We start from the raw sequence: 14,371 nt of genomic DNA, 5'->3' as shown, positions 1-14,371 counted from the left end.
GCCATTGTCGTCAAATACGCCTGGTGTCGCTGTGACGAATGGCGCAATTGTTACACTTTTATGAAACCACGGCGGATTTTGAGCGATTCGTTAACGTTATGAAATAGAAAAACGTCCAAAAATCGTGATTATGATCACATTGATGGTTTTTTGTGGACATTTTTATTTCGTTTGATGTTCGTTCTTGTTCCTTATCAAACAAAGACCCTTATAACCGTGGCTCAATAGGCTCATAACTACCGATCCTGAGGGAGCGACATGAGCAGCTATTTTGACGGCGGCGAAACGGATGTGATCATCATCGGCGGCGGCGCCACCGGCGCAGGCATCGCCCGCGACTGCGCGCGGCGCGGCTTGCGCTGCATTTTGCTGGAGCGCCACGACATCGCCACCGGCGCCACCGGCCGCAACCACGGTTTGCTGCACAGCGGCGCGCGCTATGCGGTGACCGACGGCGAGTCGGCGCGCGAGTGCATCGAAGAAAACCGCATCCTGAAACGTATCGCTCATCACTGTATCGAGCGCACCGATGGGCTGTTCATCACCCTGCCGCAGGACTCGCTGGACTATCAGCAACAGTTTATCGCCGCCTGTCGCCAGGCCGACATCAACGCCGAAGCGATCGACCCGCAGCTGGCGCTGCGGCTGGAGCCGGCGGCTAACCCGGCGCTGATCGGCGCGGTGCGCGTGCCGGACGGCACCGTCGATCCCTTCCGGCTGACCGCCGCCAACATGTTGGACGCGCGCGAACATGGCGCGCAGATCCTGACCTATCACCAGGTGGTGGGATTGTTGCGCAGCGGCGATCGGGTGACGGGCGTGCGTGTTTACGACCATCAGAATCAGCGGCGCTATGCGCTGCATGCGCCGGTGGTGGTCAACGCCGCTGGCATCTGGGGCCAGCAGATCGCCGAATACGCCGATTTGCGCATCCGCATGTTCCCGGCCAAGGGGGCGCTGCTGATCCTCGGCCACCGCATCAACAACATGGTGATCAACCGCTGCCGCAAACCGGCGGACGCCGACATCCTGGTGCCGGGCGACACCATCTCGCTGATCGGCACCACCTCGACCCATATCGACTACGACCAAATTGACAACATGCTGGTGACCCCGCAGGAAGTGGACATTCTGATCCGCGAGGGGGCGCTGTTGGCGCCCACCCTGGCGCAGACCCGCATTCTGCGCGCCTACGCCGGGGTACGGCCGCTGGTGGCCAGCGACGACGACCCCAGCGGGCGCAACGTCAGCCGCGGCATCGTGCTGCTCGATCACGCCGCCCGCGACGGGCTGGAAGGGTTTATCACCATCACCGGCGGCAAGCTGATGACCTACCGCCTGATGGCGGAGTGGGCCACCGACAAGGTGTGCGAAAAGCTTGGCGTAAACCGCCCGTGCACCACCGCGCAGGATGCGTTGCCCGGCTCCCGCCAGTCGGCGGAGGAGACGGTGCGCAGCGTGGTTTCTCTGCCCGCCAGCATTCGCGGCTCGGCAATTTACCGCCACGGCGATCGCGCCAGCCAGGTGCCGGCGGCCGATCGGCTCGACACCAGCCTGGTGTGCGAATGCGAGGCGGTGACCGCCGGGGAAGTGCGTTATGCGGTCAACTCGCTGACCGTCAATAACCTGGTGGATCTGCGCCGCCGCACCCGCGTCGGCATGGGCACCTGCCAGGGCGAACTCTGTGCCTGCCGCGCCGCCGGGCTGTTGACGCACTTTAACGTCAGCACGCCGCAGCAGTCCATCGCGCAGCTGTCGCAGTTCCTCAACGAACGGTGGAAAGGCGTACGGCCGATCGCCTGGGGCGATGCGCTGCGCGAGAGTGAATTTACCAGCTGGGTTTACCAGGGGCTATGCGGGCTTGAGGCCCAGGCCGACAAGGAGCAGGAGGCGGATGATGCGATTTGACGTAGTGGTGATTGGCGGCGGCCTGGCGGGCCTGAGCTGCGCCATTGCCGTGGCCGAACAGGGCAAGCGCTGTGCGGTGGTCAGTTCCGGCCAGAGCGCGCTCTACTTCTCCTCCGGCTCGCTCGACCTGCTGGCGAGATTGCCGGACGGCACGCCGGTCGAAATGCCGCTGGCGGCGTTGCCGCAGCTGGCGCAGCAGGCGCCGCAGCATCCGTATGCCCTGATCGGGCCCGGCCGGGTGGCGGCGCTGTCCGCCGCCGCGCAGCGGCTGTTGGAGCGCTGCGGGCTGAACCTGCAGGGCGAGGGCGCCAACAACCATCTGCGCATTACGCCGCTCGGCACGCGCCGCGCCACCTGGCTCAGCCCGCAGGCGATCCCGACGCTGCCGCTGACCGGCCAACTGCCGTGGCGGCGCATTGCGGTGATCGGCATCGAAGGCTTCCTCGATTTCCAGCCGCAGATGGCCGCCGACTCTCTGAGCCGGGAGCTCGGCGTAGAGACGGAGGTGGCCTATCTGCACATGCCGGCGCTGGACAGATTGCGCAATAACCCCAGCGAGTTCCGCGCGGTAAACATCGCCCGGGTGCTGGATTTGATGGAAAGTCTGCCGCCAATGGCCGAGGAACTGCGGCGGTTGGCGGGGGCAGCCGACGCGCTCTTCCTGCCGGCCTGTTTGGGATTGGAGGACGATGCGTCGCTGGCGGTGCTGCAGGATGCGGTCGGCAAGCCGGTCCGGCTGCTGCCGACGCTGCCGCCTTCGGTGCCCGGCATGCGCTTGCATCAGGCGCTGCGGCGGCGTTTTCAACAGCTGGGCGGCGTTTTCATGCCCGGCGACAGCGTGCTGCGCGCCGAGTGCGAAGCCGGCCGCGTCACGGGCCTGTATACCCGCAACCACGGTGATATTCCGCTGCGGGCGCAGCAGGTGGTGTTGGCCAGCGGCAGCTTCTTCAGCAACGGGCTGGTGGCGGATTTCGACGGGGTGCGCGAGCCGATCTTCGGGCTGGACGTACACAGCCGCGCGGATCGCGCCGACTGGAGCCGGCGCGAGCTGTTCGCGCCGCAGCCTTATTTGCAGTTTGGCGTGCGCACCGACGGCAGGCTGCGGGCGATGAAGCAGGGCATGCCGTTCGACAATCTGTACGCCATCGGCGCGGTCGCCGGCGGCTACGATCCGCTGCAGCAAGGCTGCGGCGCCGGCGTGTCATTGATCGGTGCGCTGCACGTCGCGCAGCAGATCGCCGCGGAGGAAAACGCATGAGCCTGCATCAGGACCACAGCTTTGAAAGCTGCATCAAATGCACCGTCTGCACCACCTATTGCCCGGTCGCCAAAGTGAACCCGCTCTATCCGGGGCCGAAACAGGCGGGGCCGGACGGCGAGCGGCTGCGGCTGAAAGATCCGGCGCTGTACGACGAAGCCTTGAAATACTGCACCAACTGCAAACGTTGTGAAGTGGCCTGCCCGTCCGACGTCAAAATCGGCGATATCATTCAGCGCGCCCGCGCCGACTTCGCCCAGAGCAAGCCGACGCTGCGCGACGCCATCCTCAGCCACACCGATATCATGGGCTCGCTGTCGACGCCGTTCGCGCCGATCGTCAACGCCGCCACCGGGCTGAAACCGGTGCGCAAGCTGTTGGACAAGGCGCTGAAGATCGATCACCGTCGCGAACTGCCGAAATACTCGTTCGGCACCTTCCGCCGCTGGTACCGGCAACAGGCGCAGGCTCAGCGGCGCTATGCCGAGCAGGTGGCGTTTTTCCACGGCTGCTTCGTCAACTATAACCATCCGCAGCTGGGCAAGGATTTGATCCGGGTATTCAACGCGCTGGATATCGGCGTGCAGCTGCTGAAACGCGAGAAATGCTGCGGCGTGCCGCTGATCGCCAACGGGTTTATCGAGCAGGCCAAAAAGCAGGCCAGGGTTAACGCCGAGTCGCTGCATGAAGCGGTGCTTGAGCGCGGCATTCCGGTGGTGGCGACCTCATCGAGCTGCACCTTCACCCTGCGCGACGAATATCCTCATCTGCTGGACGTGGACACCACCCCGGTGCGCGATCGGGTGGAGCTGGCGACGCGCTATCTCTATCGCCTGATCAATCAGGGGCGCAGCCTGCCGCTGAAGCGCACGCCGCTGCGGGTGGCTTATCACACGCCTTGCCATATGGAGAAGATGGGCTGGACCGCCTACACCCTGGAGCTGCTGCGGCAGATACCGGGGCTGGAGCTGGTGGTGCTGGATTCGCAGTGCTGCGGCATCGCCGGCACCTACGGGTTCAAATCGGAGAACTACGCCACCTCGCAAGGCATCGGCGCGCCGCTGTTCCGGCAGATCGAAGAGAGCGGAGTGGATCTGGTAGTGACCGACTGCGAGACCTGCAAATGGCAGATAGAAATGTCCACCAGCAAGCGCTGCGAGCATCCGATCACCCTGCTTGCGCAGGCGCTGGTATAAAAACGAGAGGGCCGGCAAGCCGGCCCTCTGTGGGATTACTGCTTCAGCTTCAGGGTGGAGATGATGCCTTCGGCTTCGGCCTGCGCCTGCTGCTGATTGTCCGCCGGCAGCGTCACCTGAATGGTCAGCATGTTGTTGTTCAGCGAGCCGATCAGGACGGAGGAATAGGCTTTTTCGCCGCCGCTGGTGATGATGCTGTCCAGCTGACGCAGCGGCACGCCGTTGACGTCGAGCGCCTTGTTGGTGATCACCTGCAGGTTGGCGTCACGCGCGCGCTGGGTATTCTCCAGGCGCTTGGCCAGGGTCTCCAGGCTGTCGGCGGTCTTGTCGCCCAGGATCACGATCACCGCGCGCTGGCCGGTGCTGTCTGCGTAAACATGCATGTTGTTGGCCTGGTTGCCCAGCTTGCCGCTCTGATCCGCCATGCCGACCGGCAGGGTGAACGCCAGTTTACCGTCCAGCAGGCTGACCTGCTGCCCGGCCGGCGCGCTGGCCGCCGCGCCGTCAGACGCTGCCTTGGTGTCTTTGGTGTCGCCGTCGCAGGCCGCGAGGCCAAGCGCCAGCAGGCTGATACCCATCAATTTCGCTACTTTACGCATCGGGCTTCCTTCTTCCTTTCCGGTAGGGATTCACTGTCGTATCGCAACCTATTCCAGGCTGAAATGCAAGGCAGATGTTGTCACAAGTTTTTCTCCAGTAATAGCCGATAATCAGCCACTTCGCCTTTCTTTTCCAGCTGAACAATCTGATAGTGGTGGGCGAGCAGCATCGTCAGCATGGCGCGGAACCGGTTACGGGTTTTGACCGTCAGCCGGCGATAGCCCTGCGCCCGCGCCCAGCGCTCCTGTTCGGCCAACAAGGCCTGCGCCACGCCGTGGCGACGAAATGCCGGCAGCACGCCGCCCAGCCAGCTGTAAAACACCGTTTCCCGCTGTTGATAACCGAGTTTGAAACCGGCCGGCTGGCCGTCGATGTCGGCGATCAATAGGCTGGCGGGGGCACCGCCGATGCGCCGCTGCAGATCGGCCAGGCTATGCTGGCCGCCGAATTCGGGGATGCGTTGGTAAAGGCGGTGGATTTCTTCGAGCGTGGCGGTGCGGACGATTGGGATCATGGGCGGCCTCCAAAGGATAGGGCCGCCCAGAATAACACGGCTCAGCCCGGCTGCAGGCTGCCGCTGCGCGCCGCGATGCGTTTGAGCAGCATGTTCAGCAACACGCCGTACATCGGCAGGAAGAACAGCAGGCAGATCATCACCTTGAAGCTGTAATCCACCAGCGCGATCTCCACCCAGTTGTTGGCCATGAAGGGATCGCTGCTCTTGTAGAAGGCGATGAAGAAGAACGCCAGCGTATCGCTGATATTGCCGAAGAACATCGCCGCCGCCGGCGCCACCCACCAGGCGCTGCGTTGGCGCAGGCGATTGAAGACGTGAACGTCGAGGATCTGGCCGAGCACGTAGGCCATAAAGCTGGCGACGGCGATACGCGCCACGAACAGGTTAAAACTGCCCAGCGCCGCGAAGCCCTGCCATTCTCCCTGATAGGTGACGGTGGAGATCACGTAGGAGATGAACAGCGCCGGCACCATCACCGCCAGGATAATCCGCCGCGCCAGCGGCGCGCCGAAGATGCGCACGGTCAGATCGGTCGCGAGGAAGATAAACGGGAAGGTAAAGGCGCCCCAGGTGGTATGGAAGCCGAAAACGGTGATCGGCAGCTGCACCAGGTAGTTGCTGGAGGTAATGATGGCGATATGAAACAGCGAAAGCCAGACCAACGCCGTGAAGCGCTGCTGTGCGGTAAACGAATACATATTGTAGCCTTTTTAGCAGTGGGGTGAGGGAACCCAGTGTGTCTTGTCAAAACAGCAAAAAACGCTGCGCGGCGGCATGATACGCGTTTGCGCAACCAATGCAATGGTTAAATTTAACGCAAACGTTAACGCATCTTGCGCAGAAAAACTACCGGCGTAAACTAGGCGCTAATGAGATGCGGCGAGCGTTCGCCGATCGTTTTGAACGAGAAAAATTGCATGACTGACTTATTTGCCCAGGCAGACCAGACGCTCGACGCGCTGGGCCTGCGTTGCCCGGAACCGGTGATGATGGTGCGCAAAACCGTGCGCCATATGGACAACGGCGAAACGCTGCTGATTATCGCCGACGATCCGGCCACCACCCGCGATATTCCGGGGTTCTGCCGCTTTATGGAGCATACGCTGGTGGCGCAGGAGACCGAGCAGGCGCCATACCGTTATCTGTTACGTAAAGGTGTATAGTTTTTAATCGCCTCGTGAGATAAGCTCCCTGCGATCGGGGAGCGTTCGAAGGGGACAAACGATGAGTATTTTACTACTGCCTACGGTTGCCAAGATGGAAAATGAGGAACGTACACAGGGCTATGAGCGCTGGTTTCTTGAAAGAGTTCAGGAAGCCATGGATGAGCCGCGGCCCGGCATTCCTCATGATGACGTGATGGCTGAAATGGATGCTGTTATCGCTGCTGCAGAAGCCAGGATCAAAGCGAAGCAGGCATAATGCTCAACATCGAATGGACTCGAGCCGCACGTCAGGATCTGGCGGAGATTGTGGGATTCATCGCCAATGATAACCCTCTGGCGGCCAGAAAAATGAAGGTTCTCATCATGGAGGCCGTCATTCCCGCCGGCAGACATCCTCGAATTTTCCGGCGCGGCAGAGTGGACGGCACGCATGAAATCCCCCTACATCCCCATTATCTCCTGGTTTACCAGGTGCTGGAAACTCACATCCGGGCGTTGCGGGTTTTACATACGCGCCGACAATATCCTTAATATTGCCGCTGCAATCGATAATGCCGGGTTCCCATTGAGGAACCCGGCCTGGCGCCGCGTTATTGGCGCTTTTTCAACAGCCGCAGCGCGTTGGCGGTGACCAGCGCGGTGGCGCCGGAGTCGGCCAGCACCGCCAGCCACAAACCGGTCAGCCCCAGCAGGCTGGTGATCAGGAAGACCCCTTTCAATCCCAGCGCGATGGTGATGTTTTGCCGGATATTGGCGTGGGTGGCGCGCGAGATGCGGATCATCTCCGCGACGCCCAGCAGCCGGTTGTGGGTCAGGGCGGCGTCGGCGGTTTCCAATGCCACGTCGGTGCCGCTGCCCATGGCTATGCCGATGCTGGAGGCTTTCATCGCCGGGGCGTCGTTGATGCCGTCGCCGATCATCGCCGTCGGACGCAGTTCGCTCAGCTCGGTGACCGCGTTGACCTTATCTTCCGGCAACAGACTAGCGCGATAGTCGAGGCCCAGCTCGCCGGCGATCGCCGCGGCGGCGCGCGGGTTGTCGCCGGTCAGCATCACGCCGCGAATACCCAGCGCGTTCAGTTCGGCTATCGCCTGTTTGGCGTCGCTGCGCAGCGTGTCGCGCAGCGCCAGCAAGCCGATGGGCGCGCCGTCTTCCAGCACCACCACCGCCGTTTTACCGGCGTTTTCCAGCTTGTCTACCTTGCTCTGCCATTGAACGGCGAGCAGGCCCGGCGCCAGCTTGCCCGGCGCGCTGATCAGCACGCTCTTGCCGTCCACGATCCCTTCAACGCCGACGCCGGCCAGCGCGCGGCGCGCCTGCGCCAGCGGCAACTCGGCCCCGCTTTCGGCGGCGCGGTTGATGATCGCCTGCGCCAGCGGGTGATGTGAACCGGCCTCCACCGCGGCGGCAAGCTGCAGCAGCCGCTGTTCGGTGAGCGCGCCGATCGGCAGCACGTCGGTCACCGTCGGCTTGCCTTCGGTCAGGGTGCCGGTTTTATCGAAGGCGATGGTTTGTATCTGGCCCAGCTGTTCCAGCGCCGCACCGCCTTTAATCAGCGCGCCGCGCCGCGTGGCGGCCGCCAGCCCGGATGTAATGGCCGCCGGGGTCGAGATCACCAGCGCGCACGGACAGCCGATCAGCAGCAGCGTCAGGCCGCGATAGATCCAGGTATCCCACGGCTGCGAGAACAGCAGCGGCGGCAGCAGGATCACCGCGACGGCCAGCAGCATAATGGCCGGGGTGTAATAACGGCTGAACCGGTCGAGGAAGCGTTCGATCGGCGCGCGGCGCTCTTCGGCCTCTTCAATCAGCTGCAGAATGCGGTCGATGGCGTTTTTGCCGGGCTCGGAGATCACCTTCATCTGCGCCGCCTGATCGACGGACAGACTGCCTGCGGCCACTTTCTCGCCCTGCTGGCGCTCGACCGGCACCGATTCGCCGGTCAGGGCGCTTTCGTCGAAGCTGGCGAACGGATTGAGCAGCTCGGCGTCGGCCGGCAGGCGCCCGCCGGGCGCGATTTCAATCACGTCGCCAGGGCGCAGGCTGGCGACCGGCACGCGTTTGCGTTCCGTGCCTTGCAGCAGCAGCGCGTCTTCCGGCACCAGCTCCATCAGCGCCGTCACGCCGCGTCGCGCGCGGTTGGCGGCGTAGGATTCCAGCAGTTCGCCGACCATAAACAGCAGCAGCACCATCGCCGCTTCGGCGGTGGCGCCGATGAACAGCGCGCCGATGGCCGCCACGCTCATCAGCGTTTCGATGGCGAATGGCGTACCGGAGCGGATCAAACGCAGCGCCTTGGCGGCGACCGGCGCCAATCCGACCAGCGTGGTGGCGATAAAGGCGATGCGCCCCAGCTCCGGGTTAACCCGATCCAGCACCCAACTGACGACCATCAGGGTAGTTAACAGCAGCAGCGGTGCGAATTCGCCGAAGCGTGAGGTTTTCGGCGCGGCGGCTTTGGCGTTCTGAGTGCCGAGCAGGGTAAAGCCGGCCTGGGCGACCGCGTCCTGGATCCGCAGGCTGATATCGGACTGTGCGTCGACCACCAGCTTTTCGGTGGCGAACAACACGCGCGCGCTGTCGACGCCGGGGAGTGCGGTGACGGCATTTTCGATTTTCTTGGCGCAGCTGGGGCAGTCCATACCGGTGACTTTCCAGCTGAAACGTTGGCTGCCGGAAGGGGGAGCGGCGCCCAGCCTGTCGCTTTCCTCGTCCGGATCGTCGGGCGTGGCGGCGCAGCAGCCGCTATCGCCATGATCGTGATGATGGTGGGCCTGTTCGGCCTGCGCGGCGGCGTTTTTCGGTTCGCTGCTGCAGCCATGCTGCGTTTTGCTGTGGCTGTGGTTGCAGCCGCATCCGCCTTCGGCGTGGTGATGTTCCTGATGATTATGGTTTTGCTGATTGTGCATAACGTCCCCCTTCGGGCTGTTAAACGGGTTTGCTCAACTGACTCTACACCCTGGAGTCCACTCCAGAGTCAAGCGCCGGATGAGAATTATTGCTAACGGCGTTTAAGCGTAGAAAGGGGGATTCATTCAATAATGAATAATGCGAATTTTAATCTATCGGCTTTTCTTATTCCCTATTTGGGGAAACAGGCTCGCCGCCGATAGTTTAAATAAGAAAATAATATTCCTATAGAAACTAAAAAATCGCCCGACCTAATAATAAAGAGTTATTAATCTATAACGCTTTAGCAAAATTTACCTTTTACCCTGGGGAAAGCCAGCATGATTCGCTTGAGTCTGCAGGCCGCATTGTTATTGAAGTTTGGTGCCAACTTCTCCTCATCAAGTTTCATTTGTTTTGTAAAGAAGCCAGAAAAGCAGCATAACAAACTTTCGTTGCGATAATAAATGGTTGATTATTTTATGTGCAGTTTTGCGACCCTGCCTATAATTGGAATCGATTACCATTTTTAATGGTGATCTTATTTGCTGATATATATGCATTAATTCTACCTAACACACTGCCGGCAACGGCGCATAAGCCCCTTCCAGCAGGCCTGAGGTTCATTAACCGTGGCTTACGGGGAGGTTATGTCTATCTGTCTGATTGATATCAATCAGGTAATGAGTGGAATCGAACCAATGCAATCTACTAAAAAGGCAATTGAAATTACTGAATCCAGCCTTGCGGCCGCGACAACCGGCTACGATGCTGTAGACGACCTGCTGCATTATCATGAGCGGGGCAACGGGATTCAGATTAATGGCAAGGATTCATTTTCTAACGAGCAAGCTGGGCTGTTTATTACCCGTGAGAACCAAACCTGGAACGGTTACAAGGTATTTGGCCAGCCGGTCAAATTAACCTTCTCCTTCCCGGACTATAAGTTCTCTTCCACCAACGTCGCCGGCGACACCGGGCTGAGCAAGTTCAGCGCGGAACAGCAGCAGCAGGCTAAGCTGTCGCTGCAGTCCTGGGCGGACGTCGCCAATATCACCTTCACCGAAGTGGCGGCCGGACAAAAGGCCAACATCACCTTCGGCAACTACAGCCAGGATCGTCCCGGCCACTATGATTACGGCACCCAGGCCTACGCCTTCCTGCCGAACACCATTTGGCAGGGCCAGGATCTGGGCGGCCAGACCTGGTACAACGTCAACCAATCCAACGTGAAGCATCCGGCGACCGAAGACTACGGCCGTCAGACGTTCACCCATGAGATTGGCCATGCGCTGGGCCTGAGCCACCCGGGCGACTACAACGCCGGTGAGGGTAACCCGACCTATCGCGACGTCACCTATGCGGAGGATACCCGCCAGTTCAGCCTGATGAGCTACTGGAGTGAAACCAACACCGGTGGCGACAACGGCGGCCACTATGCCGCGGCTCCGCTGCTGGATGACATTGCCGCCATTCAGCATCTGTATGGCGCCAACCTGTCGACCCGCACCGGCGACACCGTGTACGGTTTTAACTCCAACACCGGTCGCGACTTCCTCAGCACCACCAGCAACTCGCAGAAAGTGATCTTTGCGGCCTGGGATGCGGGCGGTAACGATACCTTCGACTTCTCCGGTTACACCGCTAACCAGCGCATCAACCTGAACGAGAAATCGTTCTCCGACGTGGGCGGCCTGAAGGGCAACGTCTCGATCGCTGCCGGTGTGACCATCGAGAACGCCATTGGCGGTTCCGGCAACGACGTGATCGTCGGCAACGCGGCCAACAACGTGCTGAAAGGCGGCGCGGGTAACGACGTGCTGTTCGGCGGCGGCGGGGCGGATGAGCTGTGGGGCGGTGCCGGCAAAGACATCTTCGTGTTCTCTGCCGCCGGCGATTCCGCACCGGGCGCTTCAGACTGGATCCGCGACTTCCAGAAAGGGATCGACAAAATTGACCTGTCGTTCTTCAACAAAGAGGCGCAGAGCAGCGATTTCATTCACTTCGTCGATCACTTCAGCGGCACGGCCGGCGAAGCGCTGCTCAGCTACAACGCTTCCAACAACGTGACCGATTTGTCGGTGAATATCGGTGGCCATCAGGCGCCGGACTTCCTGGTGAAAATCGTCGGCCAGGTTGACGTCGCCACTGACTTTATCGTGTAACACAGCAACGGAACGCCCGGCGCAGTCTCGGCCGGGCGTGATGCGGGAGCCCGGTATGAAAGGTACTTTAACGCGCACCGCTTTGGCGGCGGGCGGCATGATGGTGACGAGTGCGGTTATGGCCGGCAGCCTGGCGCTGCCGACCGCGCAGTCGCTGGAGGGGCAATGGCAGGTTGCCGACAGCGAGCGGCAATGCCAAATCGAATTTCTGGCGAATGAACAAAGCGAGACCAACGGCTATCAGCTGGTGGATCGGCAACGTTGTCTGCAAAGCGTGTTTGCGGCCGAGGTGGTGGGCTGGCGCCCGGCGCCGGACGGCATCGCCCTGCTGCGGGCGGATGGCAGCACGCTGGCGTTCTTCTCGCGCGACGGCGATCTGTATCGCAATCAGCTGGGCGCCGATGATGCCCTGACGTTGAAAGCGCTGGCTTGATAATGAAAAACGGGTTCGGCGCGCCGAACCCGCGGCAGAGAGTTACAGGTAGAGCGAACGCACGATCAGGAAGTGGCCGGAGAAGTAACAGAAAGCCACGATGGCGTCCGCCGCGCGGAAGGTGAAACGGTAGCGGTTGAGCAGCCAAACCACGTTGGCCAGCAGCAGCAGCGAGGTGCCGGTCAGCAGCGAGAAGCCGAAATCGGTGCTGCGCAGGAAATATTGCTCGCCCGCCAGCCAGACCATCAGCAGCGTCATCGCCACGTAGGTGACGATCGGCCAGCGCATCTCTTCCAGCCGGGTCCAAAGGGTGGCCAGCAGCAACGCGCCGATCGCCAGCAGCGCCAGCGGCAGCGGCCAGAACAGGCTGAACGTCATCTGGCTGGCGAAGCTCAGGGTATACAGCAGATGGGACAGGAAAAAGGCGCCGATGGCGTACAGCACCCGCTCGCGCGGCAACAGGAGCAGCGCGTCGCCGATCAGCGTCGCCAGCAGGCCGAGCACGATCAGATAACCTGCTGCGCCGAGCACCGGCGCCTGCCAGGCCAACAGCAACAGCAGCAGCAGCGTGACGGGTTTGAACACCCAGCGCTGCCAGCGCGGGCCACGGTATGAGGCGTCGACGAACAGCCAACCGGAAAAGAATACGGCAAGGAACGGCCAACTCATTTATGTCTTCCTTATGCATGAGGGAGCCGCAACAACCGGCTCCAAACTGTCACCAATGTCACTTCTTATTTCAGTGTAGGTAGCCTGCCGACGATCGACAATGCTTTCTTGAGAATGCTATGTTTACGCCGATTTGGCCGTGAAGGAAATGGGAAACCGATGAGCAAGCCACCGTTATTTTTTGTCGCCGTGATTGCGCTGATCGCCGTGCTGGCCACGCAACGCTACTTCAAACAGCGCCAGCGGGAGGCGGAAAACGATCGCGCGCCGATGCGCAGCCTGCAGGTGACGGTGAGCGACAAGCGCAGCTTCCCGGTCGCCAGGACCCGCGCGCCGCAGCGCGAACCGCTGGTCAATGAGCCGATGTATTACGAGGTGGTGTTCAGCCCGAACCAGGGCGGTGAAGACATCACGCTTCGGCTGAAACAGTGGCAATACAACCCGATAGAAAAAGGCGCGCAGGGCACGTTGAACATGCAGGGCACGCGCTTCGTCTCTTTCAGCGTTCAGCCGTAGCGGTCATTTCTTCTTGATGGGCGGCTGTTTCTTTTGCCAGGCCAGCAGCTCGAACACGCCAAAGATAAAGATCTTGGCTTCTTGCCAGTAGCTGATTGGCTGATCCTTCGGCTGGGTGGATTTCAACAGCACCAGCTGCAGGCCGTGCATCACCACCATAAAGAACAGCGCCACGTCGATGAAATACTTCAGCGGCTTGGGAAAAGGATGGAACAGGTTAGAGAGCAGGAAGCCCCACACGCACAGCATCAGCAGGCGGCCCAGATTAATCAGCATGGTCGGTTTTCTCTTGCGAACGAATATAAAGGCGATAGGCCACCTGGCCGGCGACCTTCTCCCGGTGCAGCTGCCAGCTGGCAGGCACGTCCGCCGCGGCGCTTTCCGCCTCGGCTTCTACATAGATCCAGGCCTCGTCGGCCAGCCAGCCACGCTGCTCCAGCAGCAAGGCGGTCTCCGCCAGCAGGCCTTTGCGAAACGGCGGATCGAGGAACACCACGTCGAACGGTTGGCCCTCGCCCGCCAGCCAGCTCAGCGCGTTGGTGTTGATAACCACCCCCTTGCCCTGCAGCAGCGCCAGATTTTTTTCCAGCTGCTGCGCCACCGGCCGTTCGAATTCCAACAGCGTGGCGCTGCCGGCGTAGCGCGACAGCGCTTCCAGCCCTAATGCGCCGCTGCCGGCGAAACAGTCCAGGCAGCGCGCGCCCTGAATCACCGGCGCCAGCCAGTTGAACAGGGTTTCGCGCACCCGATCGGTGGTGGGGCGCAGCCCCGGGCTGTTCGGCACCGGAAGCTTGCGACCGCGCCATTGGCCGCCGATGATGCGGATCTGTCCGGCTGCGGCCTGGGGCGGTTTTTTGGCCGCCGCCCGTGGCGAGAGTCTTGTCATAAGCGTTGTTTGATTTCTTTTGCGGCGCGGAGCCGTAGAGGTTAACGAAAAGTTGCCCCTATTCTACCGGTGACGGGCTTCGGGGGGAACGGTAAAACTTTGTTGTCTGATTTCACACCGGAAAGCGTGCCGGATGCGTGTTGCTGCGCGAGGGAAAGTGATAGACTC

Annotated in this window: 16 protein-coding genes; 9 read left to right on the top strand and 7 right to left on the bottom strand. The window is 61.3% G+C overall.

Translation table 11 applies throughout. The features are described 5' to 3' along the window. Window positions 1-258 precede the first annotated feature (258 nt). From glpA to glpC, 3 genes are read left to right on the top strand one after another with little or no spacing between them, the layout of a single operon-like run. Window positions 259-1,908, top strand: coding sequence for an anaerobic glycerol-3-phosphate dehydrogenase subunit A (gene glpA / locus ACJ8MK_RS20130; RefSeq protein WP_103774317.1), 1,650 nt, complete (start codon window positions 259-261; stop codon window positions 1,906-1,908). Then, window positions 1,898-3,166, top strand: coding sequence for a glycerol-3-phosphate dehydrogenase subunit GlpB (glpB, locus tag ACJ8MK_RS20125; protein WP_103799296.1), 1,269 nt, complete (start codon window positions 1,898-1,900; stop codon window positions 3,164-3,166). Before glpA ends, glpB begins: the two co-directional genes overlap by 11 nt. Next, window positions 3,163-4,362: an anaerobic glycerol-3-phosphate dehydrogenase subunit GlpC gene (gene glpC / locus ACJ8MK_RS20120; RefSeq protein ID WP_033654019.1), complete on the top strand. Its 1,200-nt coding sequence runs from the start codon at window positions 3,163-3,165 to the stop codon at window positions 4,360-4,362. The genes glpB and glpC overlap by 4 nt, the downstream gene beginning before the upstream one ends. Before the next feature lie 35 nt (window positions 4,363-4,397). On the opposite strand, the gene ACJ8MK_RS20115 is transcribed toward glpC, so the two are convergent. From ACJ8MK_RS20115 to ACJ8MK_RS20105, 3 genes are all read right to left on the bottom strand, one after another. Then, window positions 4,398-4,961 (bottom strand): DcrB family lipoprotein, encoded by a 564-nt coding sequence (locus ACJ8MK_RS20115; protein WP_033636670.1) that lies wholly within the window; start codon window positions 4,959-4,961, stop codon window positions 4,398-4,400. Window positions 4,962-5,041: 80 nt separating this feature from the next. Further along, on the bottom strand, window positions 5,042-5,476 hold the full coding sequence (locus ACJ8MK_RS20110) for a GNAT family N-acetyltransferase (protein ID WP_060461087.1): 435 nt from the start codon (window positions 5,474-5,476) through the stop codon (window positions 5,042-5,044). 41 nt (window positions 5,477-5,517) lie between these two features. Then, entirely contained in the window at window positions 5,518-6,177 is a 660-nt protein-coding gene (locus ACJ8MK_RS20105) for a 7-cyano-7-deazaguanine/7-aminomethyl-7-deazaguanine transporter (RefSeq protein ID WP_033636672.1), read from the bottom strand. 219 nt (window positions 6,178-6,396) lie between these two features. Here ACJ8MK_RS20105 and tusA point away from each other — a divergent pair, with 219 nt between their 5' ends. From tusA to ACJ8MK_RS20090, 3 genes are all read left to right on the top strand, one after another. After that, the gene (gene tusA / locus ACJ8MK_RS20100) at window positions 6,397-6,642 is read left to right on the top strand and encodes a sulfurtransferase TusA (protein WP_025304890.1); all 246 of its coding nucleotides are present in this window, start codon (window positions 6,397-6,399) and stop codon (window positions 6,640-6,642) included. 61 nt (window positions 6,643-6,703) lie between these two features. Next, complete coding sequence (gene relB / locus ACJ8MK_RS20095) at window positions 6,704-6,901, top strand: type II toxin-antitoxin system RelB family antitoxin (protein ID WP_033649649.1); 198 nt, start codon at window positions 6,704-6,706, stop codon at window positions 6,899-6,901. Then, the gene (locus ACJ8MK_RS20090) at window positions 6,901-7,176 is read left to right on the top strand and encodes a type II toxin-antitoxin system RelE/ParE family toxin (protein WP_033649650.1); all 276 of its coding nucleotides are present in this window, start codon (window positions 6,901-6,903) and stop codon (window positions 7,174-7,176) included. Before relB ends, ACJ8MK_RS20090 begins: the two co-directional genes overlap by 1 nt. 59 nt (window positions 7,177-7,235) lie before the next feature. On the opposite strand, the gene ACJ8MK_RS20085 is transcribed toward ACJ8MK_RS20090, so the two are convergent. Beyond that, window positions 7,236-9,554, bottom strand: a complete 2,319-nt coding sequence (locus tag ACJ8MK_RS20085) for a zinc/cadmium/mercury/lead-transporting ATPase (RefSeq protein ID WP_442518009.1) — start codon at window positions 9,552-9,554, stop codon at window positions 7,236-7,238. A 681-nt stretch (window positions 9,555-10,235) separates the two neighbouring features. Between ACJ8MK_RS20085 and ACJ8MK_RS20080 the strand changes: the two genes are divergently transcribed. Together ACJ8MK_RS20080 and ACJ8MK_RS20075 are read left to right on the top strand one after the other, a co-directional pair. Next, window positions 10,236-11,699, top strand: a complete 1,464-nt coding sequence (locus ACJ8MK_RS20080) for a serralysin family metalloprotease (protein WP_033636674.1) — start codon at window positions 10,236-10,238, stop codon at window positions 11,697-11,699. A gap of 55 nt (window positions 11,700-11,754) precedes the next feature. Continuing rightward, entirely contained in the window at window positions 11,755-12,132 is a 378-nt protein-coding gene (locus ACJ8MK_RS20075) for an AprI/Inh family metalloprotease inhibitor (protein ID WP_442518008.1), read from the top strand. A gap of 42 nt (window positions 12,133-12,174) precedes the next feature. On the opposite strand, the gene ACJ8MK_RS20070 is transcribed toward ACJ8MK_RS20075, so the two are convergent. Then, window positions 12,175-12,801, bottom strand: a complete 627-nt coding sequence (locus ACJ8MK_RS20070; RefSeq protein ID WP_033636676.1) for a lysoplasmalogenase — start codon at window positions 12,799-12,801, stop codon at window positions 12,175-12,177. A 159-nt stretch (window positions 12,802-12,960) separates the two neighbouring features. On the opposite strand from ACJ8MK_RS20070, the gene ACJ8MK_RS20065 reads away from it, so the two are divergent. Further along, entirely contained in the window at window positions 12,961-13,317 is a 357-nt protein-coding gene (locus ACJ8MK_RS20065; protein ID WP_033649654.1) for a DUF2500 domain-containing protein, read from the top strand. A gap of 3 nt (window positions 13,318-13,320) precedes the next feature. Here ACJ8MK_RS20065 and ACJ8MK_RS20060 read toward each other — a convergent pair whose 3' ends face one another. Together ACJ8MK_RS20060 and rsmD are read right to left on the bottom strand one after the other, a co-directional pair. Beyond that, window positions 13,321-13,593 (bottom strand): DUF1145 family protein, encoded by a 273-nt coding sequence (locus tag ACJ8MK_RS20060; protein ID WP_004934327.1) that lies wholly within the window; start codon window positions 13,591-13,593, stop codon window positions 13,321-13,323. Beyond that, window positions 13,583-14,203 (bottom strand): 16S rRNA (guanine(966)-N(2))-methyltransferase, encoded by a 621-nt coding sequence (gene rsmD, locus ACJ8MK_RS20055; protein WP_033636678.1) that lies wholly within the window; start codon window positions 14,201-14,203, stop codon window positions 13,583-13,585. Before rsmD ends, ACJ8MK_RS20060 begins: the two co-directional genes overlap by 11 nt. Window positions 14,204-14,371: the final 168 nt, after the last annotated feature.

The sequence above is a fragment of the Serratia sp. CY38905 genome (assembly GCF_052168875.1).
In the GTDB taxonomy this organism is placed as follows: domain Bacteria; phylum Pseudomonadota; class Gammaproteobacteria; order Enterobacterales; family Enterobacteriaceae; genus Serratia; species Serratia sarumanii.
This window is presented reverse-complemented; position numbering and strand designations above follow the sequence as displayed.

Excerpts from the sequence above, each read along its gene's own strand:
- glpA (WP_103774317.1), top strand. The coding sequence starts at position 259 with ATGAGCAGCTATTTTGACGGCGGCGAAACGGATGTGATCATCATCGGC.
- ACJ8MK_RS20070 (WP_033636676.1), bottom strand. The coding sequence starts at position 12,801 with ATGAGTTGGCCGTTCCTTGCCGTATTCTTTTCCGGTTGGCTGTTCGTC.
- tusA (WP_025304890.1), top strand. The coding sequence starts at position 6,397 with ATGACTGACTTATTTGCCCAGGCAGACCAGACGCTCGACGCGCTGGGC.
- glpB (WP_103799296.1), top strand. The coding sequence starts at position 1,898 with ATGCGATTTGACGTAGTGGTGATTGGCGGCGGCCTGGCGGGCCTGAGC.
- rsmD (WP_033636678.1), bottom strand. The coding sequence starts at position 14,203 with ATGACAAGACTCTCGCCACGGGCGGCGGCCAAAAAACCGCCCCAGGCC.
- ACJ8MK_RS20080 (WP_033636674.1), top strand. The coding sequence starts at position 10,236 with ATGCAATCTACTAAAAAGGCAATTGAAATTACTGAATCCAGCCTTGCG.
- ACJ8MK_RS20115 (WP_033636670.1), bottom strand. The coding sequence starts at position 4,961 with ATGCGTAAAGTAGCGAAATTGATGGGTATCAGCCTGCTGGCGCTTGGC.
- ACJ8MK_RS20075 (WP_442518008.1), top strand. The coding sequence starts at position 11,755 with ATGAAAGGTACTTTAACGCGCACCGCTTTGGCGGCGGGCGGCATGATG.
- ACJ8MK_RS20085 (WP_442518009.1), bottom strand. The coding sequence starts at position 9,554 with ATGCACAATCAGCAAAACCATAATCATCAGGAACATCACCACGCCGAA.
- ACJ8MK_RS20065 (WP_033649654.1), top strand. The coding sequence starts at position 12,961 with ATGAGCAAGCCACCGTTATTTTTTGTCGCCGTGATTGCGCTGATCGCC.
- ACJ8MK_RS20110 (WP_060461087.1), bottom strand. The coding sequence starts at position 5,476 with ATGATCCCAATCGTCCGCACCGCCACGCTCGAAGAAATCCACCGCCTT.
- relB (WP_033649649.1), top strand. The coding sequence starts at position 6,704 with ATGAGTATTTTACTACTGCCTACGGTTGCCAAGATGGAAAATGAGGAA.
- ACJ8MK_RS20105 (WP_033636672.1), bottom strand. The coding sequence starts at position 6,177 with ATGTATTCGTTTACCGCACAGCAGCGCTTCACGGCGTTGGTCTGGCTT.
- ACJ8MK_RS20090 (WP_033649650.1), top strand. The coding sequence starts at position 6,901 with ATGCTCAACATCGAATGGACTCGAGCCGCACGTCAGGATCTGGCGGAG.
- ACJ8MK_RS20060 (WP_004934327.1), bottom strand. The coding sequence starts at position 13,593 with ATGCTGATTAATCTGGGCCGCCTGCTGATGCTGTGCGTGTGGGGCTTC.
- glpC (WP_033654019.1), top strand. The coding sequence starts at position 3,163 with ATGAGCCTGCATCAGGACCACAGCTTTGAAAGCTGCATCAAATGCACC.